General features: G+C 42.5%; 13 protein-coding genes. 4 read left to right on the forward strand and 9 right to left on the reverse strand.

Translation table 11 applies throughout. The features are described from left to right. Positions 1–106: 106 nt before the first annotated feature. From V7K31_RS13740 to V7K31_RS13755, 4 genes are all read right to left on the reverse strand, one after another. Complete coding sequence (locus tag V7K31_RS13740; protein ID WP_335094883.1) at positions 107–772, reverse strand: glutathione S-transferase family protein; 666 nt, start codon at positions 770–772, stop codon at positions 107–109. Between the two features lie 250 nt (positions 773–1,022). Further along, positions 1,023–2,624, reverse strand: coding sequence for an FAD-dependent monooxygenase (locus V7K31_RS13745; protein ID WP_335094884.1), 1,602 nt, complete (start codon positions 2,622–2,624; stop codon positions 1,023–1,025). A gap of 79 nt (positions 2,625–2,703) precedes the next feature. Further along, on the reverse strand, positions 2,704–6,066 hold the full coding sequence (locus V7K31_RS13750; protein ID WP_335094885.1) for a ferritin-like domain-containing protein: 3,363 nt from the start codon (positions 6,064–6,066) through the stop codon (positions 2,704–2,706). A gap of 340 nt (positions 6,067–6,406) precedes the next feature. Continuing rightward, positions 6,407–7,963 (reverse strand): flavin monoamine oxidase family protein, encoded by a 1,557-nt coding sequence (locus V7K31_RS13755; protein WP_335094886.1) that lies wholly within the window; start codon positions 7,961–7,963, stop codon positions 6,407–6,409. 714 nt (positions 7,964–8,677) lie between these two features. Here V7K31_RS13755 and V7K31_RS13760 point away from each other — a divergent pair. Beyond that, positions 8,678–9,904, forward strand: coding sequence for an MFS transporter (locus V7K31_RS13760; RefSeq protein ID WP_335094887.1), 1,227 nt, complete (start codon positions 8,678–8,680; stop codon positions 9,902–9,904). A gap of 425 nt (positions 9,905–10,329) precedes the next feature. On the opposite strand, the gene V7K31_RS13765 is transcribed toward V7K31_RS13760, so the two are convergent. The 3 genes from V7K31_RS13765 to V7K31_RS13775 form a co-directional block, all read right to left on the reverse strand. Further along, positions 10,330–11,841: a serine/threonine-protein kinase gene (locus tag V7K31_RS13765; RefSeq protein ID WP_335094888.1), complete on the reverse strand. Its 1,512-nt coding sequence runs from the start codon at positions 11,839–11,841 to the stop codon at positions 10,330–10,332. Between the two features lie 224 nt (positions 11,842–12,065). After that, on the reverse strand, positions 12,066–13,241 hold the full coding sequence (locus V7K31_RS13770) for a DUF1822 family protein (RefSeq protein ID WP_335094889.1): 1,176 nt from the start codon (positions 13,239–13,241) through the stop codon (positions 12,066–12,068). Positions 13,242–13,460: 219 nt separating this feature from the next. Beyond that, on the reverse strand, positions 13,461–14,669 hold the full coding sequence (locus V7K31_RS13775; RefSeq protein WP_335094890.1) for a sigma-70 family RNA polymerase sigma factor: 1,209 nt from the start codon (positions 14,667–14,669) through the stop codon (positions 13,461–13,463). A 918-nt stretch (positions 14,670–15,587) separates the two neighbouring features. On the opposite strand from V7K31_RS13775, the gene V7K31_RS13780 reads away from it, so the two are divergent. Together V7K31_RS13780 and V7K31_RS13785 are read left to right on the forward strand one after the other, a co-directional pair. Continuing rightward, positions 15,588–15,761, forward strand: a complete 174-nt coding sequence (locus V7K31_RS13780) for an HNH endonuclease (protein ID WP_335094917.1) — start codon at positions 15,588–15,590, stop codon at positions 15,759–15,761. Between the two features lie 308 nt (positions 15,762–16,069). Further along, positions 16,070–18,301 (forward strand): caspase family protein, encoded by a 2,232-nt coding sequence (locus tag V7K31_RS13785; RefSeq protein WP_335094891.1) that lies wholly within the window; start codon positions 16,070–16,072, stop codon positions 18,299–18,301. 314 nt (positions 18,302–18,615) lie between these two features. Here V7K31_RS13785 and V7K31_RS13790 read toward each other — a convergent pair whose 3' ends face one another. Then, entirely contained in the window at positions 18,616–19,509 is an 894-nt protein-coding gene (locus tag V7K31_RS13790) for a c-type heme family protein (protein WP_335094892.1), read from the reverse strand. A gap of 428 nt (positions 19,510–19,937) precedes the next feature. Here V7K31_RS13790 and V7K31_RS13795 point away from each other — a divergent pair, with 428 nt between their 5' ends. After that, positions 19,938–20,795, forward strand: a complete 858-nt coding sequence (locus tag V7K31_RS13795; protein WP_335094893.1) for a phosphate/phosphite/phosphonate ABC transporter substrate-binding protein — start codon at positions 19,938–19,940, stop codon at positions 20,793–20,795. Between the two features lie 133 nt (positions 20,796–20,928). On the opposite strand, the gene V7K31_RS13800 is transcribed toward V7K31_RS13795, so the two are convergent. Further along, on the reverse strand, positions 20,929–22,626 hold the full coding sequence (locus V7K31_RS13800) for an iron uptake porin (RefSeq protein WP_335094894.1): 1,698 nt from the start codon (positions 22,624–22,626) through the stop codon (positions 20,929–20,931). Positions 22,627–22,661 lie beyond the last annotated feature (35 nt).

A 22,661-nucleotide genomic window follows, 5' to 3' on the forward strand; every position in this document is an offset into this window, starting at 1 on the left:
GCTGAATTTCAGTATGAATTTTTGTTTGTACTTTTACGTCTTGTGCCTGACCTCTTTTTATTATCAAGCAACCCCTGAATTTTTAATTACTCAACTCCTTATTTTCTCAGGCTACTAGTTGCAATGGATACCTTAATTCAGACAGCATCCGTGTCATCTGGTCGCGTCCAGAACTGAAAACCTTGGTTACAGAAGCTCTAGATTCCAAACGCTTGACGTAAGTGGTCAGATTGTGTAGGTATTTGTAGTCGTAGACCATACGTAGATAAGTTAGGGTAGGAGCTGCGGCACAGTCAGCCAAGGAAAATTCTTCACCCGCCAGCCAGGTTCGACTTGCCAATTTTTCATCAAATAGAGTCAGTGCCGTCTCCAGTAACCGCTTGGGTTTGGCGACTTCGTTACCTCCTCGTAACTCAACTGGACGCTGGCTATCAGCAAACAGCGCCTCACGCCCAGTGTTGATATACACATCAACCATCCGCTCCAGCATCCGCACTTCCAGGGATTGCTCTGGGTCTTCAGGAATCAGGCGGGGTGTGTTGTGAAAGTATCTATCAAGGTATTCAATGATAATTGTTGCCTCAAATAATACGGAATCTTTGTCTGTAGTCAGTGTAGGGATTTTGGAAAAAGGGTTGATTTTGCCATACATTTGTCGTAACTCCGGGTCAAAAAGATTGACTTCAATGGGTGTAAAATTAGCTTCTTTTTCATAGAGGGCGATGAGGACTCGTTGGGAATAGGATGAGGCTGGGGCATAGTAGAGTTTCATAAGTCCGCTATCTAGTTATTAATTATTGGTTACTTATTTATTCACTACCGGGGAAAATAAGAAGATATGCATTCGATTTGTGCTGACCGGCCAAAAAAAACAGGCGTTGCTGATTAAGGGGATGACTTGTCTCACCCAGAGACGCAGAGAGTAAGAGTTTGGGAGAGAGAATTTTTGATTTTCATCCCCTGATTCAGCAACGCCAAAAACAAAATACATGGGAATTCACTGATAACTGTATTGGACTAATTCAGAAAGCCCCTCGAACACGGTCAATGAGATCGCCTGGGTTCTCAGGTAAAGTGTCCCCTCTCCAAGCTACGTGTCCATCAGGTCGGACTAAAACAAAAGCGCGATTGTATAGCTGGGCAATTTCGGGGTTATCGATTTGCTTGCTTGTAAAAGGTACGCCTCTTTCCTGAAAAGCTTTCTCGAATGTTTCAACCTCCTGTGTTGGGTGGAAGTGCATCAGCACAAACCCATGACCAAACAAATCCAAGGTTGATAACCCTGGCGCTAACCAGACGTGGGGAGCGCGACAGCCAGGGTAACTACTTTGCTTCCACTCAAAAGGGTCATCGCTGGGAGGTGTACCGTCGGGGATAATGGCTTTTGATTCGTAGCGGAAACCAAAGTGAACTCCTGGTGAATCAAACTCGCGTTTAACGCCACTGCGTTCCATACCTTCAGCCATCTGCTGACGAATGCGATCGCCTTCGGGGGAATCGCTCATAATTACTGGTGGGATACTGCGTTTTTGGCTGCGTTGCAGGTTGGCGTTCGCCTCTTGGAGATTTCGCACTGCGATCGCATACCGTTCTGTTTCATAGGTGTCGAGTAAGTTGTCACCAGCCCAGCCCTGGAGAGTGGCGGCTAGCTTCCAACCCAGGTCAACTGCGTCACCTATGCCTGTGTTCATACCGAAGCCACCAGAGGGTGAAAGGGTATGGGCACTGTCGCCGACAAAGAAGATATTTCCAGAGCGGAAATGGTCTGCGACTCGGTGGGTAAGATGCCACGGCAGATTAGAAACAATTTCAAATGGCGTATCAATTGATATAGCTGATCGAATGGCTTCAGTGGCATCACGCACTTGACCATCTTCTTGGGGCTTCAAAATTAGGCGATACAGTTCCTTTCCGTCTACTGCTCGTAGTGGTTCCTGGATCATGGGGTTGACCAGAAAATAGACCATTGCGTGATTTTTTCCCATCTGAGCCGCTAATTCAGGTGCTTTGAAAACCACACTCTGAAACTTTTGGGTGGCGTGGAGCGCGGGCGCATCAACACCACAAGCCTTGCGTACTGTGCTGCGAGCGCCATCGCTAGCTACCATGTAGCGGGCGTAGATTACCTCTGTGCTTCCTGTTTCCAGGTTTGTCACCTGGGCAATTATACCCTGATCTGTCTGCTCAAAGCTATCCAAGTGCGAGAGGTACTTAATTACTCCATTTGGATATTTTCCGAGGAAATTCTGGAACACTGGCGCAAACCAGTCTTGCGGACATACCTGCTCTGTTTCAGGTGCGTAGTCAGGTAGTGTTCTTTGGGCATAAGCAGAAAAATGAACTCGGTATATTTCGTGCCCACCAACAGATGTTACCCAGGCAATATCTAGAGTATGGTCGGCGGGCCAGCCAGCATTGCGTATCTTCTGGGCTATGCCCCAACGGCGACAGAACTCCATCGATCGCGGCCCGACTGTACTTACCTTGGGGTCAGTAACCTCCCCATTAGTTTGCTCTATGAGGATACAATCGATACCTTGGTAGCCTAGTTCCACCGCCATTGCTAGACCAACAGGCCCACCACCAACTATGAGTACATCTGTTTTAATACTGTTGTTGTTCATGGTTTAAAGGTTTGTTGAAATTTTTTGGTTGTTGGTTTGTACTACTATTTTTCGCTTCTTACCCAATCCCCAATCCCTTTCAATGAAGCAAAGACTGGGGATTATTAGCCAAGCCTTCAAAGAATCTGGTGTAAAACTCGAACAGTTCGCAGACGGTGTTAGGGATAGCTGCGGATTCTCTGGCTTTATGTGCAAGTCGCTCAAATCGTCGGGCGATCGCAGTCATTGCAATTTCGGGTGTAGGGATGTAGCTGGGGGTGTCAATCTCGAAGGATGGACCTGCTGTTTTACCGCGTTTACCAGATGGCATACTCATCAGCAATTCGCCTAGAGGACGCATCATACCTGTCATCACATCAATACCTGCATTCATCAATTTGGAACGGCGCAAACTACCAGTGGGCGTTAAACCGAAGTGCTGCACCATCAACTGAATCATCAGGAAATAACTTTCGTTGAATATTTCCATCACCATGCGGGTTTGGGGGACGGTGACGACATTGGTGTTGTAATCTCGGTGCTGGAGTGAGGGGTTACGCAAACCGGGGTAGGAGGGATTCCAGGGCGCTTTGTATCCAGTCTCGCCATCGGTTATCTGTTCTTGAGAAAGCGCATCTGCCAAACGACGGAATTTTTGATAGTGCGATCGCTCAAATTTAGGTGATTCCACATTAGATCCCTCTCCCTGTTCCACAATCAAGTCAATAGCAAATAGGGCGCTGTTGAGGTCATCCACCTGAAACTGATAGTCTGGGTGAACTTTATTAAAGTCATCACGCAGAAACAAACGATGTTCGCCACCGACACGACCCTTCTTAACGATGAACAAATCTGGGATAGTTTGTAATGCTTCCCGAATCTGGTGGTACAGTTCGCTTAAGGAACCATAACCGTGCAAGCGGTCAACTGCGGGATCGCCAGACAAAGGCTCATTGGCAAGATTTTCTGCCAAAAAGTCCGGCATTTCTAAGCGCATGAAGCGCTGTAGGGACGTGGCGTTAAATGGTTCTAGGGCAAAGTCTACATCAATGGGGAAGCGGCGGTTAAGTTCGCTAAATTCCGGTACTGCTGGGTAAAAAGGTTCCCCAATCGCCATCAATATATTATTGACCATCAAAAAGTGAATCATTTCCTCACGGGAAATTTCCAGCAACACCCCCCGCATCCCGTAACTTTGCACTTCCTTCCCGTCGCCACAGGCTAAATGCAGCTGTTCGGGAGTCCACAAACCCCGACGTACATATTCTTCACCTGTGAGGTAATTGGGGATAGAGTATCCTGCATAGATATATTGCAGCATCACAGCCACTTCCAGTTCTGCTGCTTGTTTCAGGGCGGTAACTAATTCCTCACGAGTTTGAATACTGCGTTGGCTGCGTTTTGGTTCTGGAACAGAGGGGGGAACGTAACCAACTCGCTGCTGATTTTGCAGGAACTTCCGCAACAGGTTCGTCTTGGGTTGGGACATATCTCGACTTGGCGGCATATAGTAGGTCTTATATTTGTTCTTCGGGTCGGACATTTGCCACATCAATCGCGCATAGGTTTCGACCTTACACTGGTCAGCGAGACTGAAGACATCGACTTTCATGAATGAGAAACTGAACTCATAGAAAGCTAGGACGTGTTTGTAAATCAGGTCAAAATCTATCTCTGCATCCGGAATATCTTCTAAGTGCCAGTCATCACTCATCACCCGCACGGCAAAAAAGCCTGCACCAGACCAGAAGCCAAGTTTGTCATCGTTGTCGTAAGCAATTACAGCTTCGTCAGGGTGATTTGAGTCACATGATAAATCTGCGGAATTAGTAGATAGCAGTACCCGTGTAGTTCCCGGTCTAGCACCGCGTAGAGTCACCCAAGCCCGCCCCTCGGAATTGGTGGAAATGACACTTGTGGGGGCAAAGTCGCCCTTTTCTTCCTGTTTCCCTAGTTTGAACTGGACAATTTCCATCTCCGAACTGGGGGGGAAGTGGAAAGTCTTACCTGCGTTGGTGGGGTCGCTTGCAAATTCGTAGCGTAGTTGGGGGAAGGCTCTAGGGTTGTAGAACTGGCGTAGGTAAATCGCCTCAACTGGTGCAGGTCGTCCCCGGACAAAAGACCGCACCTCTAGCTCGACGGCGTGGTCTTCCCCACGCTGCCAATTGGGAAATTCGATAAATAGACAAGCGTCATCTATCTGAAGGTTGATTTCTTCTTCTTGAACCAGAATTCGCTGTTGTCCGTCGGGCTGTGTCCCAATCATACACAGACCTTGCTGTTCTATCTCATCGCGCAGGTTTTCCCACTCTTCCGCAAGATGTACGTCTACAATTCCACTCGTCAGTTGATGTGCTGACCGTTGATAGGCTTCCTGGGGTATCCGCGCTATCAACCGTTGACTGTGAACTGTTCGCAATTCCAAATCACCAAGGTCAAGTTTAGGGCCAATAGCGTGTATGGGACCTGTCTCTGGTTTTACAGAACGCCCCACGCATGGTACTGCTGTTACCATGTTTAAACTGACACCTTGGTGAGTCACTTGCAGGGTGAGATTAGAAAGCGATTTAGATTCTGTTTCCAAGGATTCAGGGGCACGCCGGGGAGTAAGCAGCCGACCGTGGGGATAGGTATTTAGTTCCTTTTGACACCATAAGCCGATGGTTCCGTGGAGTTCCCAGAAAGTTGGCGAGTCGGGTTGAGGTGGTGCAGACATATTGTTAATGCCCAATTGCACTACCAGTCCCAACACATCGTCACGCTTCATAGCTGACCGCAACATAGATACAGTTGGTGACTGGGTAGCTTCTTCACCCCAGAGAAAATCTTCAGCATTTTTGGCGATCGCAAACTGATAAACAGCCGCTTTTTGAAACTCCCTATTCAGACAATGTTCTGGTAAATCGCGGATATGATCAAAATCTTGCCAACGAGCTAACTGCATCCCGGAAATGGGTGCAGACAGCATATTAGGAACCTCGTGAGAACCCCCTTGTCGTCCAAAGGTTAACTGACCCAACATAATTGTGTTAGTCCAGTTAGAAGCCGGGTCACATTCAAAAAAGCGGGCGCGATTAAAACTTGTTTTGACGTAATCGTTGTAATGGCCCCACAAATCAACACTCCGCCCTACCACTGGGTCTTTTTCGTCAATTTGCTCAAATTCCCGTTGCGTACTGACAATTTGTGCCTCAATAGAGAAATGACCGTTACCGCCAAAGTCATACCCCATTGCCATACTGAAAGCACCATTTTCATCTAATTGCCCTTCGGCGTTAAACCGAGGTCCCAAATTGTACAGGTATTCGTGATACTCGGATGCAGGGCGGTTATGCTCAAAAGGCTTACCATTTATATAGACAGTATTTGTACTGACATCTACTCCTCCGTTTTTGTGTCCTGTAGGAGCGTGGATGCGGGCGAAACCCTGGAAGTGTAGGCGGGGAAAATCTAGAATACTCATATTAAATAACCGCTTTCATTACTTTGGACACCAAGGGAGAAGCTAGGAAAGAAAAAAGGACATTATTAAATGATCGTATTAATGATATACAGGTAGTTGCTCCTAAAAGCATTATGATTGTCTCAAATGTTTTCATGTTGCTTTTTGCTGTTTTTCTTTATAAATAGTTTTAGAGAATTAGTCAGGGTTGACAATCATCAGATCAGCATAAAACTATAGAGTCAGAGCGAATATAACTTATGCAATTGAACGACTTTATAGGTAAGGAGGCGGTATGTGGGTAGAGCGAAGAGGAATCACTGCGCTTTGGGCCATAATTGCTTGGTAAACTCTCTGATGATTAAGCAACTTGAGCAATCTCACGAGTTTGTTGGTTTTGTAGAGTGTAGTTATATTCGGTTTTGCAGAACAAGTACTTTGTCGCTGCCAGAGTAGTAGGTTTATAGGATGCAATATCGTATACTGCTTCCAATGCGGACTCGATGGAACCCTGTAGCCAAGCTGGGTATCTGGAGCAATGTTCACCAGCAAAGAAAAGGGTGTTTAGTGGTCTAGCTGCTTCTAAATAATTAATGCTGTGGTTAGATTCATCGGACATATCGTCACTCCAGTGTACGGTGCAACCGCCGGCACTCCACTTGTAGTTACCCCAGGCAATTGAAGCTACATCTGCAACCATACCATTTGTTTGCAGTTCCGGATGAACCTTGCTCACAACATTTTTGACGTAGGCGTGACGCTCTGGCTCAGACATATTCCCCAGACGGTCAGCATCGTCACCGATAGTGTAGCTAGCCAACATCACGCTACCACTATTGGGGTTGAATTTCACAGAAGGATAGTATGTTTGGCGAACGCCATCACCACTGAAGGATGCACCACCCTTGATACCTTGCTTTTCCCAGAAAGACTCAGTCGTGTGGAACGCGACCTTGGTTGCCGGACAATATATAGTATTGTTGATAGAATCAAGTTTTCTGTCGTCAAATCCGCTTAATTCCATCTTCCGCATTACAGAGAAAGGAATTGTAGATAATACATAGTCGCAACGACGGGTATGCAACTGTCCATTTTCCCGCCAATCAATTTCTGTGTGATCGTCACGTACACGCATTGCTACGATTTGTTGGTTGCACTTAATCGGCGCTTTGATTGACTCTACTAAACGCTGAATTAATTGATCCATTCCACCATTGAGTTGCAATAAATCATGACTAGTCTCAACTAAAATGTCACTAAGGAACATATCCACGGCTTTGCTGCAACGAGCGCGAAAACCAGGATGATCTTTAATAAATGAGTGTAGGTCGATATTTTCGCCGTCTTCGCTAAAATAAGGTTCTAAATCTAGCCGTTCCAACTCATCCATTAAGTGTGAGTGCAGGTCTTGTTCCAAACTTTCACGCAAATTACCAGGGGAGATTGTATCAATGATGGTTTTTAGCCAAGCAGCAAACAGCCGAGTTTTTTCACTGTAACGGGTGTCAGTAAAGATTCCTTGATAGCGTTCTTGGAGGATGCGAGGTGCATCTTTCATGCGGAAAATTTTTCCTTGGATGTTCATGAAAGCGTTTTGCTCTTCAAATACTGTGACAAATTTGCATAGTTTGTCACTCAGTCCTATTTCGTGTACATAGTGAAGTGTATGTTGGTGTTCGGCGGGGATACGCATTGCTCCAAGTTCTGCGTAGGGAGCGCCAGGTTCATTACCAAAACGGTGTGTCCAAACTCGACCGCCGATGCGTGGGCTACCTTCCATAATATCTACTTCATGACCCATGCGTTCCAATTCGTAGGCGGCAACTAAACCTGCAATTCCTGCACCCAGGATGGTGATGCGCTTACCTTTTTGAAAGTTTGCCAATTTGCACATATCCAACATTGTTGTAGTGTCCATTTCTAGATCCCTCGTAAAAGTTTTAGTATTCAGTGAAATTTTCAAGATGGCGTTGCGGTTTAGGAAGCTGTCAATTAAGCTTGTTACTTGCTTTGCAGCAGCGTTTCAACCGCCTCTGTTATTTCATAGCGGTAGGGAAGTTTGGTTTATGCACTCCACTTAAAAATTTTTTAGGAGATAGGCAGAACACATATCCTGTAAGTAATAGAGCTTTTTGTAGGGTAGGATGATCTGCTCTGTTTTGAGATTTTTAGCTTAACTACAACGAATTACCCGGACATGATATGACTGGAGGCAGAGCCTCTAATCAGTCATTCCCATGCTCTGCATGGGAACGAGAGAAAGTTATCTTCACCTTTCACGGTATCTGGAAAATCTCTCTCCTTATAGGGCTACGGTCTACACACAATTTATCCGATTACCCAAAACCAAAATCTCAAAGAGTCCTATCTTTAATCCCTCTCCTTAATAAGGAGAGGGACAGGTTTTACGTAGTAAAACCAGGGTGAGGTATCTCAGGGGCTATAAGACTTAACTCTAAATTGCGTCACCAAAGACTTATGTGTACGCCGTAGCCCCCACGGTGGGAGAGGTTTAGAGAGGGGTTGCGGGGAGTTATCGAACTGACTTTAATCGAGGAGTGCATAAATGAGCGTCTCCTGTCGCTAATGAACAAATAGTTCACCGATAACAACTTAAAGGAGACAGCAAAAGATGAGTTCCTTATCCAAAAATTTACCAAGTGACCCTAGTAGCAACATCAAAATTAATGGCAAATTTTTACTAATAATTTGTATATCCCTAATCGCAACTAGTGGTGTATTTAGTATTAACCCTATAGTGCCCAATATAGCTACAGCCTTCAATATCTCACCTCAAAATATCGGGCTAATAATGACAAGCTTTTTGTTGCCTCCTACAGTAGGAAGTTTGTTTTTTGGAGCTTTGGCTGACCGTTTTGGGATAAAAAAAATTCTGATTCCTTCACTAATAATATTTGGGATAGGCGGAATTTTATGTGCCTTGGCGAATAATTTTCGTAGCTTACTAGAATGGCGGTTCTTGACAGGTATTGGTGCTGCTAGTTTAGAGTCTTTGGAACTTACTCTCATTAGTGATTTATATAATGGTAAGATGCTCACCAGTGCGATGGGAGTTAATGGTGCAATGATTGGCGTTGCTGCCACAATTTATCCTCTTATTGGTGGGGCATTAGCTTCTTTTAGCTGGCGATACCCGTTTTTACTATCAGTCTTAGCTTTTCCGCTAGCATTGTTGATTGCCACAAAACTGAAACTCCCAACTCAACAAAAAAATACTCAGCACTTGAATCTGAAAAGCTATTTAAAAAATACTTGGGAAAACATCAATAATCCTCAAGTTTTTGGACTACTATTTACAGTGTTTTGCATGTTCATAATTGAGTTAGGTGCTTGCTATATATATATTCCAGTCTACGCAAGCAACTTTTTAGGCGCTTCTGGGACAGACATTGGAATTCTCCTTTCTTGTGAGTCAATTGCTTTTGCCCTAGTTGCTTCACAACTGGGACTTCTAGCTCGTTGGTTTTCAGAAAAAAGCTTAATCGTATCCGGTTTTGTTATCTGTGTATTGTCGCTACTAATTATCCCTACAATTCATAACGTTTGGTTGCTGATAATTCCCTGCATTATATTTGGTGTATCCCAAGCCTTAGCTTTACCACCTCTGCAATCAATGTTAGCAGGAATTGCCCCAGAAGGTTATCGGGCTGGATTTATGGCACTGAATGTTACAGTTCAATCACTGGGAAGAGCATTAGGTCCATTATTTGGGGGTGTTACCTTTGCCGCTTGGGGAATACAAGGAGTCTTTTATGCCAATGCCGCTCTTGCCTTAATCACAGTTGTAGTGTTTAGTTTCTTGCTGACAAAAAGAAGTTTGAAATCCTCCAATGCCTAAAGTTGTAGAAATCATTACCTAGATGAAAAATGACAATTTTCCTGAGGTCGAGAGCAGTATTGCAACTCGACTTTTTGCATTGAAAAGTTAGAAACCAGAAAGAATTATCAAGTAAAATTTATCTGATTTAGACGCTATAGGCACGCAGCATTTAAAGCAACTATATCTTCAGTAAACCAAAAAGTTTTTCCAAAAGAGCGATCGCTAATTCAGCTTACGTACTTGAAAGTACTATAGCGGTTCCCGACCTGGTGAGGTACGTTTTCATCCCGTTTCCACCGGTGTTGAACCCTCGTAAATTGGCAGAGGTATTGATCACAACTTGGTATAAGATGTATTACTCTTACTCTGCATGGGTTTGAGGCTTATTTCTACCTCAAAAATGTTTAAGTCCCGCCCGAAAAAAATCGCTCTCGTCGGCGACTTCAGTTTGTGATGTGCTTTCTAAATTTTTCTGCCCTTTGTGGGTTAGGAATTTCTGCTACCAAAGTTTCTATAAGTTGTTTTGATGTTATGTGGGGGTAATTATCTAGAATATCTTTGAGAATTACGCTACCAAAAGGTCCAACAGAACTATTCATTTCTCGCCGACAATTTTCTAAAAACTCCGGATCGCTGATCGCAGGATAGCTCTCAAGGAGTTTCTGTGGTTTGTTAGAAATTTGAAGTTTTTCTGAGTTAGGTTCAACAGGAAGTTGAATGCGACTGCTAAATTCTTGTGCTATTTGAGAATTAGGAATTGCCGCAGTTAGCACTTCAATAAATTCCTTTGGTGTTATTTGTGGTGTTTCCTTCAAAGTATGTTTAATCAAAACACTAGCAAAAGGACCGACAAAACTAGTTAATTCTCGCTGACAGTACTCTAAGAATTCTGAGTTGAAAGAAACAGGTGTTTGTGCAAGCAATTTATTAGCTGTTTCAGTCTCTTGTTCAAGCCTTTTTTTGTGTTCCTCTAATAACAGAAATTCTTCTATATCTTCTATATCTTGATTGGTAATTGATTTTTGTTTTTGTTGTGCTTGAGAAGTATTGATTGGTGTTGTTTGTGCTGACCCGCTGACAGTTATGTTATTAGGTAAAATATTTGAATTATTATTCAGTGCGACCAGAATTTCTTTGGCTGATTGGTAGCGGTCATTTGGCACTTCTGCCACCATTTTTTCTAGTATGCTAGCGAAAGAGTCACTGATATTGACATAAGAACGCCATTGCCATTGGAGAGATTTATCGATCAGCATATATGGCATTTTTCCAGTCAAAAGGATAATCGCACAAACACCAAGTGCATAAATATCGCTACAAGGATAGCATTTTCCCAAACGCAGTTGTTCTGGTGGAGAGTAGCCAATTTTTCCCACTATTGAACCGCGAACTGAGTAATGCTGATTGGAAGAATCAGCAGATAAAATCTGAGTGAATTTTTCATTAACCACTCCAAAGTCAATCAGCACGGGTTTAGATTGGTTATGGGGAAGCATGACATTTTCTAGTGAAATATCACGGTGAACAATATTGCAATCGTGGATATATTGCAAAACTGGCAACATATTTAATAGCCATGCTTTCACTTCGGGTTCAGAAAATACCTTACCTTTGCCAGAGATACGTTCTTGTAAAATTTCTGAGTAATTTTTGCCGTCAATATATTCTTGGACAATAAATATCCGTTGATTTTCTGTCAACCAAGCCAAAAATTTGGGAACTTGAGGATGTTGGATTTGGTATAAAACTTTTGCTTCTCGCTCAAATAGTTCCCTGGATTTAGAAATGATCTCTTCTTTGGAGCTTGCGGGCACAAATTCTTTCAGGACACAAGGTTCACCAAAACGTTGAGTATCAAATGCTAGATAGGTTCGTCCAAATCCCCCCTGACCAAGAAGTTTCTGAATCAAATAACGACTATTGATTAAAGTTCCTAGTTGAATTTCTGGAATCATTGCTATGTTCTTATTTATTTATTAATACATTTTTAAGTAATTTCAATATAACTCATCCCGCAGGTCAAGCGTCTTCATCGCCAAAGACATATAGGGATATTTTTAAAATTGGAACCACCTTAGTTATATACCGTCAAAGATCAGCAATTTATCCAGAAAACATACTGTAGGCTGCTTTCATACCAGAAAAATCATTCTGAGGATATATTTGAAGTATTGGTAATTTAAAAAAATAAGATCTCGTGTTCAAAGTCTTCTGGAGTCGGTTCTATCTCCCAAACCAACCCTTCTTGAGTACCACCCAGAGCTACTTCAATGTAAAGCTTATCTACAGAAGTTTTTGCTTGCACTTGATTTCCATCAAATGGCTGTAAATCTTCTATCAAAAGTCGCAATTTAAATCCACTGGGAATCATCTCGCCCCGAGTTGCATTTTGCAGTTCAAAGCGCCAGACTCCATCTTCAATGTTCCTTTTAGGCTGTACGCGCAATTCGTATTGTTGTCCGACAATGGTTACTTTCCGCACTAAAGTTGGCAATGTGGATGCTAGCTGTGAACTCCTAGATCCTGCCAGACTCGGTTGTGACTCGATACTTGCCCAGCCAAATTTCTGTGCAAAATCTGACACACCAGTTTGCAACCATTGAGTAATCGACCACTGTTGTTGTTGTCCTTGGCGTTGTTCATACAATCGCTGTCTCCAACCTCCATGTTCTAGGAGCGCTCCCCAGGTTGAAAATGGTACTGCTAGGCGCGGTAAAATTACGCCAGGATTTCCTAGGCGTTGAAGCAAGTTTTGTGCTTGCGCGGTCTCTAAAGCTGGTAGAGGCGCAGTTTCAAGGCGGGTCACTTCTTCGGGACATATTTGATGCGCCATCCATAGGATATTGAGATTAAAAATCAAATCCTCTCCATCTAAACAATAAGCGCGATCGCTCGCATCGTAAGTTCCCCTGTTCTTCAGTTGCTCGTGGGTAGTGTATCCCCAAATCCGGATGTAGCCCTCTTCTAGATTGACTTGTACAGCCACGTAATAATCAACTGTCCAACTAGGAATATCCACCCATTCTTGGGGAACGCGCAGTTCGCTCAAATCAACTGCTTCAGTTGGAATTAATACCAATCTTGTGTCTCCCAAGGAAATACCTGTCCCATTAGCTACTTCCCAAATGCTAGGTAAAGCCGCCAGATGGGGAAAAGGAGTAGCATTAGGGGCGTACTCCGATCGCAACCAAGGCAGAAAAGTGTTTAGGCTTAAGCGGTTGAGATATGCTATCCAACGACGGCTAGAAGTGGAAAAAGCTTGGCTTTGCTGCCAAATTTTTGTTTGCTCGGTTTCCGAAATTTCTAGGCATAGATGTGTAGGGTTTGTTAGAGATACTGGGTCTGAATAAAACATAATAGGACTTACGCACGGTATAAAAGAATTATGTTGTGTATCAACGTAAATACGTCGTTTCAGGTTTTTCTTAATCATTCTTTGATGATCAATAGACCCGCGCTGTAGGGATAATACCCTCTGGGAAGCCGCTTTGCGTCTAAATGAATTGCTCCTCCGAGAGATGTGGTTTTTCAAATCATCCATATTTGGTCTTTCCTGGCGTAAGTCCTACATCAATCACTGCTCGATCTGAGAGGAAGAAGTACTATAGTAAGTTTTTAACCACTCCTCCAGAATTGTATTGATATAGTTAAGTAGATGCGAGTTTAGTGAAATATGCAAGGACTCTTTACTCCAGGTAGCGAGCTTGAGCAGTAACGAATCTTTAGATTTAGCCAGCCGACGAGAAACTGTATACTGTTTGATTTGCGTCTGTTGTGCAATCTGCTGTTGAGTTAAACCTTGACTGTAGTACATCTGTATGATCTTTTTGCTCTCCTCATCCAGTTCGTTCAAAGCTGCGATGATCACGTCGCTGATTTGAGATTGCTGTGACTTTCTGTCAAGCAGTTCTTCTTGAACAATAATTTCTGTCAGTAATGATTCTTGCCTGAGTTGCGGTAAAATCTCCTGAAATTCCCCGGAATCTCCATCTCCTTTAGGCGCATTCAGGGAAGTAAAATTTGGGTAAAAATAGTCTCGTGCAGCTTTGGCACAAGCAACCAACCATTTTCCGATGGTTTCAGCACTGCACTCTGGTCCTGGTTGTGACAATTGGCTGTGGCGTTGTGAATTGTAACATTGAGCGATCGCCTCCCATGTGGCTTCATCTGGCTTTGACAATTTACGGGTTCCAGTCGGTTGCTGGGGAGCATATAGTGCCTGGTAACATTTCCAAGCTAAAACATAGCGTTGTATTATTTCTGGACTGAGTCCAACATTTTGTAAAGACTCTACCAAACGCTTTTGACTCAACCTCCGCAACAATCGCCAATTGGTGCTAATATCAATTTCCTGCTGTTGGCGCAACATTTCTTTGAGTTCGCTACTAAAAATCGCACTGGCATAATTCTTGAGGCTAAAGTTCATCTGGGGTTTAAACCCTTTTAACACCTTATCCACACGAATTATTGCCATTTGAAAGCAGTCGGATACGGTGTACTGAACTGAAGAAATATTCCTCATTATTTTGTGAGCAGCCCAATAGCAGATTTCTTGTAAATAAGCTGACAAATGTCCTTTTGCTAAACTTTCTGGTTGAGTTTGCCACAGTTTATACCAGTAGAACACCCAGAATTTCTCCGAAGTTTCTGGGTGTTCTAGATGCCCTTGACAATTGAGTAGATTTCGACGCAATTTAGCATCAACTGCCCAACCAATTATCCTGTCAGCGTCCAGTTGTAAGAAAGTGGTAAATAGCTCGGTGATACCTTGACGGGAACGCATAAACTAAAAACTCATACTTAAATATTAATGAGATCACAGATTCAGATCACATCTTGGAGCAGATCCCGCGTTTAGACGAGACACCCTGAAATTCCGAGTGTAGGTTTCCTCAATTAACCCTCACTTAACATAATAGCGGTTCTTGGTTATGTACAATACCAATTCTAGAGACGTTTTTTACACATCTCTGATTTTTTGTCATTGATTGCATAAGTTCACCCCAGCCAGTACTACTAAATACATATAACCAACCCACAAGGCGTAAATACCATTTCTAATGGTAATCAGTGATGCCTCACATACACAATTTATTTCCAATAGAATTCTGTTTGGTAAGAACGCCAGTTTAACGATTATTCATTAACTTTTGTAAAGATTGCGGAATTTGCAAAAACAAGACTGATTTATAAGTATTTAGGACTTACGCACTATACAAATAGACGGTAGTATGTCTGAGCGCTATTTGTAGGGTTAAGAAGTTTTCCCTCGCTCCTATTTCCAAAATTGGAAATGTAGTTTCCGCTCATGACGATGCTTTCTTAGCTGACTTGGATTTATTCTTGTAGCTATGAGGCAAACAGGAAATATCGCAGTCACACAAGCATATAAGAAAGAAGGTTACACCTTATTTACATAATTGTCTTTCTGTCAATGCGTAAGTCCTAGTATTGACAAACTTCACTAAAAACCTGAGTTCGAGGTAATAAAAAGTCTGAAAATTAGACAAAGTAAACTTTGTAGCAATATAAGACGTGTAACCTGTTCTCAATAAAATTTGATCAATGAAAATTGGGAATTAGGCACAGTTCGTACTTAAAGAGATTATAATGAATTTGTGATAAATATGCCAGTCCCTACGATGGCAACCTAATTTACTGGAGTTCAAGAATGGGTACACATCCGGAAGCAAGTACAAGGATGTTTATACTCCTTAAAAAGAAAAAAGGGAAATGCACTCACTGCGGATTGTACTTTCGAGAATCAGATGTACTGGAGATTGACCGCATAATCCCACAAAGCAAAAAGGGAAAAGACGAATACAAAAATCTTCAGATTTTACATAGACACTGCCACGATATAAAAACAACCTAAGATGGTTCGGTTGGAGGTACGCATGACAAGCGCCAATTCATTGAGGAGTCGAATGAGGTGAAAGTCTTACGTCCGGTTTTGAAGATGAGCGGTTCTCGTGAGGGAATCGCTTAGTTTAACTAATTTAGATGCGTTTGCCTTGTAGACTCACACCTCTAGATTTGCACTTTTCTGCATAGATTTAAAATTCATCTGCAATTACATATGCACATACTTGAAGGAGTAAAATTTTTGCCATATAAGTAGAAGGTAAGCAATTTTCTTAAAGAGTTAATTATCAAATTATTTTTAAGGTTGAATTAATATATATGTCTCCTCTCGGCATTGGTTCTAGTTTCTCAACAGTTACATTAAAAACCGGGGAAGCTAAGCTTTGGATTTTATTGGTAGGTATTAACGAATACCAAGATGCAAGTTTGCCTTCCTTGCGCTATCCAGCTGTTGACTGCCAAGGCTTGGGGGAAGCACTCTCCAAAGCTACCCAGGGATTTCCCAACAAAGAAGTTATTGTGCATCATGATTTTGCGGCACAACCCCCCACTTTAGACATAGTTCGTGGCAATCTGGAACGAATTGTTTCACAAGCTCAATCTCAGGACTCTATTCTGTTATATTTCTCCGGGCACGGAATGCTAGAGCCGAATAATCAGCAGGCTGTACTGTGTCTAGCAGATACCCGTCAAGACGATTTACTGGCTACAGGGTTGGGTATGCAAGAACTGTTGCAGATGTTGGGGACTAGTTGTGCCAACCAACAGTTAGTTTGTTTAGACACATGTCATAGCGGGGACATGAGGCTGTTGGGAACAAACAGTGGTAGCGCCAGAGACGGAAACACCTCTGAGGCTCTACTCAATCCCACACCGCATCTGATGGAGGTTTTGCGGCAGCGTGCTTCTCAAAGTAAGGGATTTTGTGCCTTGCTATCTTGCGACCAAGGACAAAAATCTTGGGAGTTTCCAGAACTAGGACATGGAGTCTTTACTTACTATTTAATGCGGGGACTGTTGGGTGAAGCAGCTGATTCATCTGGCGTGATTGAAGCAGACGGACTTTACAAATACGTTTATCGTCAGACACTGCAATATATTAATAAATTAAATCAGCAACTGCGTCTGATCAATCAACAAAAGCTCAACCGTGGGGACAGTAAACTCCATCCGGAATATCCCCTACAAACACCCAAACGAATTGTCGAAGGAGTAGGAGAAGTAATTCTCGGATTCAAGTCTGCCAAAGCAGAAGCTCACAAACTGCGAGGGGCGCTGGTGATTGATGGACTCTCAAATCAGAAAACGACTATTAACTTGAGTCGGCTATTCGCTGGAGCCGGAGGTTTTGAGGTAGAATTTTTTACTCAAAAAGGCCAAAGTTGGTCAGAAATACGGGGAACAATCCAAGGATTTCTTCATGGGTGTGGTAGCTCACCAACGGAATCCCTTTCGCACTTTGGGGCAATAAAAAGTACATTTACCTATTTATTGTACTTACGCGGGCACATCGAAGAAATCGAAGACGGAGAAGCTTGGTTAGTTTTAGGCGATGGGATACGCCTTAGTCGTTCTTCGCTAAGACAAGAGTTACGGCGGGCTGCAAACACTCAAAAAATAATTATCCTGGATTGCCCTGAAGCTACTACCTTGGAGAACTGGGTTGAAGATTTGCAATCTAGCACGGTGCGTGGACAATGTATAATTGCTGCCGCTTCCACAGCAAAAGAACCAGAATTATTTTCTCAAACGCTTATGGAAACCCTTGCCGCAGCAAATCCGCAAGTTGGGTTGTCAGTTGCTAGATGGATTGCTGACTTACAAGTGCTTTTACAAGCAAAAGCTATCAACCTTCATACCTGGATGTCAGACACACAAGCGATAATTGATATTTTACCTGGTAATATTGACAAAATTTTCCAAGATTTGCCGGAGCCAGAAGTACCTGATCTTGAGAAAAATCAACAGAAACATCAGAAAAATTTACTACCCAAAGACATTGACAATTCACCCACTTCTGAATTTGCTCGCTTATCTTCACCCCAGTCATTTCAACAGGAGTCTGCCTCTATTCCTGGTGACGAATCAAAAGACAAAGTACAACCTCTACTCAATTTAAAGGTAGGCTCAGAAGAGTACATAAAACTTGAACAGATGCTGAAGCGATCGGTAGGAGCAATTGCATCTAGCATATTACAAGAAGCTTTAGTACAGGCAATTTGCTTTGAGGAATTAGTGGATAAATTAGCCACTTACTTCTTGCCAGCACAGCAACAAAATTTTAAGCAACAAGCAATAGCTATCTTAAAAAAATCCACCGTTGCAACTCAAACAAAGTCGGATAAATGCCCAGGTATTGATGCCAATTTTATCAGGAAATGCCAACGGGAGTTTGCTTATGCAATCGGACCAGTTGCTAGTTTTATTATTCAAGAGATTTTACAGTCTGACCCGCAAATTTCTCTATCAGAATTTGTGAATAAATTGGTAGCAGAAATTACTGACCAAAAGCTGGCTTTAGAGTTTGAGCAGCGTCTGCTTGGTAAATGAAAAACTCCACCCACAAGGGCATGGGGCATGGGGCATGGGGTTAAGTATTCAATGCCCAATGCCCTGTTTGACCCAAGGGTTGGGGGGAGCAACCTCGACCACCCACTCTTGGGTTGGAGTTTCCCGCCGCTTTCAATCAAGATTACGCGTAGGCGTAGCCCGCCGTTCGCGAAGCGTCTCGAAGAGAAGGCATCGCCTACCTAAAAATTCTGTTTCCTACCCCGATTCTCCGCAATATTTTGAGTATTATTGCTTATTGACAAACGGTACGTAGTCTTAAACTCTCACGAATCGATTTTTGTTCCGCCTCAGGATCATATTTTCTTATTGTTATTTAACATATTAATAGCAATTTCTAAACTATACTTCATCCGGTTGATAGCTTCTGCCAAAACTCCAATTTCATCTTTTTCTTGTTTACCAAAATTGGCATCCATATCGCCGATGCTCACTTGTTCCGCCACCGTTGCGATTTTTTTAATCCGTTGTAAAACTATCTTTTTCAACAACAAATTCATCATGGTAGCGATGGCTGTAAAAATAACCACTAAAATGCCGATGCTCACAAAAAAAGCCTGAGTCGCACTTTTAAAAATTTTGTCAGATGGAAGATAAACAATTTGAGTTGCAACAATGTTATTGAGCTTCCACCCATAACCATGTTCTCTTCCGTAGGTTGCTATTTGACTTTTTGGAGCCGCTTCAGGAGTGCTATGGCAAGACAAACAAGTCTGTTTTTTGATTTCAAAAGGTCGGGCGGTATAAAATAGTTTCTCTCCAGAAAGAGTGCGGAAACCAGATAGGTTTTGTAATCCTGAGTTTTGACGAAATTTTTGCACAATATCGGCTTCAAAATCGTCAGCTTGATCTCGCAAATTTAGTGGGTTAAGTGTGGCATCTTTATACAAAAAATTGGCATATTCTTCGTTTTTACGAAAATACTCAAACACTTCCCTCGTAGAATATGTTGGTATCGATTCCGGGATGAACTCTTGTTGAGTATCCAATCTTGGTAACAATAAGGGAAATACGCGGTCATTGGTATAGTTTCTCACAGAGTTGGCAATTTCCATGAGAATTATTGCTTTGGAAGTCACTTCATTCTCTGCTTGTTGTTCAAGTATGTTTGAGAGAACCGTACCACTAATTAAAATACCGCCGATAAAAACTATTACTAAAATTAGATTTACCTTAGTTTGAATTTTCATGGTTATTTCCCAATAAACTTTTGGAAAGTAGCTGTCTGCGATCGATTGAGAGATTACTCCTGTTGGGATAGCTGTTTCTAATGCTTTGAGTACTGTACCCGATTCAATCGCAGGCGAGATCAGTCAGAATTCTTTGAGTTGCATTCAATCTCAGTACATTTGAGTGATAACCCCCAGTCGATCTGGTTTTGGGCTTAACCGAACCGTATTGGATTTGAAACACCTGAATTATTAGATTTTTTAATCAAAGCTATATATTTCATCTTTCTATAGCACTCCGATTTGATTTCTGAAAACATACTGAGACTGAAAAACCTGCTTGTTCAGGGTTTTATCTGAAATATTGTTCAAAAATCAGATATTAATTCTATATATAAGAATACGTGATTTAGATGTACCATACAAAAAATATTTATTAAAAGCTATTGATGTCATATAAACTTTCCCGACGTTTATATATTTTGCAGATGTTACTTCTGTTTGCCGCTTGTGAAGAGAAGAAAACACCGACTCAAGAACTTGAATTAGTTATTGGTGCGATTAGCTATGAACAAGGACGACAAACGCTAGAACGATTTACTCGCTTCCGTCAATATTTGGGTAATAAAACTGGTGCAATAATTCAATTAGAGCCGACTTTCAATGAAAACAAGGCTCTAGAACGCGTCAAGCATCAAGCTTGGTCATTAGTCTTTGCTCCTCCCGGTTTGGCTGCATTGGCACAGGCTAACTACCAATATGAACCGATTTTCCCTCTTGAGATAGATGTCAATTCCTACTTTGTATTTATAGTTAGCAAAGACAGCCCTCTGCAACAATTAAAAGACTTACAGGGTACAACAGTTGCTTTAGGTATGCGAGGTTCCGCGACTGGATATTATTTTCCTCTGTACAATCTTTATGGTTTAACATTAGCAGAAATTCTGTTTGCTCCCACACCGACCACAGTATTTGAATGGGTGGCGCAAGGAAAAGCATCTGCTGGTGCTGTTTCCTTAAAAGAATTTAATTTGTATAGGAATAAATTAGATGGTGTAGAGTTTCGCATATTATTCACTGACCCTCAAAATGTTCCGCCTGGTGCTGTTTTGATTGCGCCGAATATTGACAAGAATAGTCAGCAGTTAATTCGCAATTATATGACAAATGCTCCTCCTAGTGTAATTCAAGAAGTTGGATATGTACCGAACGGGAAGATACCGGATTATCGATATATGATTTCTGTAGTCAAGCGGGTAACATCTATTGTTCCACGCCTTGATGCCAGTCCTGTTCGCTTGTTCTAATAGACTATAGCGGTTCTCGGTTGAGTGAGGTACAAGAACCCCACGCCCAACCCCCTAAGAGCAAGCGAAGAGGGGCGATGATGTACCTCATGTGTAGGTGGGAAGGGGGTTAAGTTTCTAAATTTACACGGGTCTAAAAAGAAAAGACCGTACGCAGTGTGCCTGTTACAATTGTGCCGTTGCTTTCTTGATTTCCGGCGTTATTAATCACTTGAATTGTGGGTGTAATTTGGATATTTCGACTAAATGGGTAGTTATAAAACGCCTCAAAATTAGTCTGAGTAGAATTGCCAATTTCATTGGCAATAAATGGCTGACCAACGGCAATTCCGGCTAAAGCACCTCTTGTGAACAAGTCTCGCATCCCAATTCCCCCCATCCAGTAATTGGGTTTAATGTCGCCAAAAGCCGTGTCATTATAGCTAGCGTAACCGTAGCGCCCAAAGATACCAAATTTTTGTGATAGGGTAAATTCAACATTTGCCCCAATGACATCAAAGTGTTTATTGAATACTTCACCACCACCGTATTCCAAGCGCAGGGCAAAAGACCTAGAGGGTGCGTATTCTAATTCCACCGTACCTTGATAAGTACCGCTAAATAAGCCTCCAGAAACAACGCTAGAGGGCGCACCTCCCACACCGGGGGGTCTAAAATTGCCAGGATATAGTACTTCTATAAATGGTGCTACGCCGGTAGGCTGTGTTTGATTCCCAGGGTTGGCGACATCTGCTGCAGTATACGCCGCTCGCACAGAAAGCGCCCCACCACCTGGTTTCCAGTCAATTACTGCTCCACCACTAGGAAGTGTCACTGGGAAGAGAATATAGTTATTGACAAATGCCTGAGTGCTAAAGTCTAGAAAACTTAGTTTAGCGTAACTGTTGAAGTCAAGAAAATCACTTGTTTGAAGAGCTGGACCAATTACAACCATCAAATCTTTAGTGGGTTTAAAGCTGTAATAAACTCTTGATATGTCTATATTTTGATTTGTGGGAGGATTGATTGAGTAATCTAGGGTACTGCCAAAATAGGGTTCGAGAAAACCACTAGTATTATCTCTACCACCCAGAGGACGACCGTTTTCTGAAAAACCACTTCCAGTCTCAAGGCGCAGTTTTAGCAAGTCAGTTCCTTTGAAACTAGTGTTTAAATCGATACCGGCTCGATACACTATTGTGGGATTGGGGTTTGTAATACGTTGCTGACCTGTGGCATCAGTTATGCGGTTCCCATCATAGGCACCAGCAGTTGCAGAAATAATTACCTGACCTTGCAGCTTGGTAGTTGTGGAAAACTGATTGGCTTCTAGTTCAGATGTATGTGCTTCTAGAGTATCAACCCGACCTCGTAAAGTTGCTAATTCAGCAGCAAACTGCTCCTGTAGCTTTTGCAAAGTCGCCAAGTCTTGTTTTTTCACCAAATCTGTGGTGGCGGTTGCAATCAGTTCATTCACCCGATTTAAACAAGTATTGAGTCCAGCCGCAAACTCATAACGGGTCATTACCCGATTCCCGCCAAAGGTAGAGTTAGGATACCCAGCTATGCAACCATAGCGTTCAACTAGCGATTGCAATGCCACAAATGCCCAATCGGTGACTTGGATATCAGTCAGCTGATTGACATTTGTCACTTGACTCATTCCAGATGTACTTTCTTCTATTTTTGGTTGTGGGAAAGACTCTGGTGTATCTGTAGTAGAAACGGTTGTTTGTGCCCTTGCTGGATAAGTTACTAGAAGTAATAAACTGAGTAAACTCACTCCTTGGACAATACTATCTGTCAAAATTTTTTGGTAAATCTTGATAACAAAAACAACTTTTTTCGACATTGTTCCCCACACCTTGCTATTTTTAATGTTAAAAA

Origin of the sequence: Nostoc sp., from assembly GCF_036917675.1 — a bacterium.
GTDB lineage: Bacteria > Cyanobacteriota > Cyanobacteriia > Cyanobacteriales > Nostocaceae > Nostoc.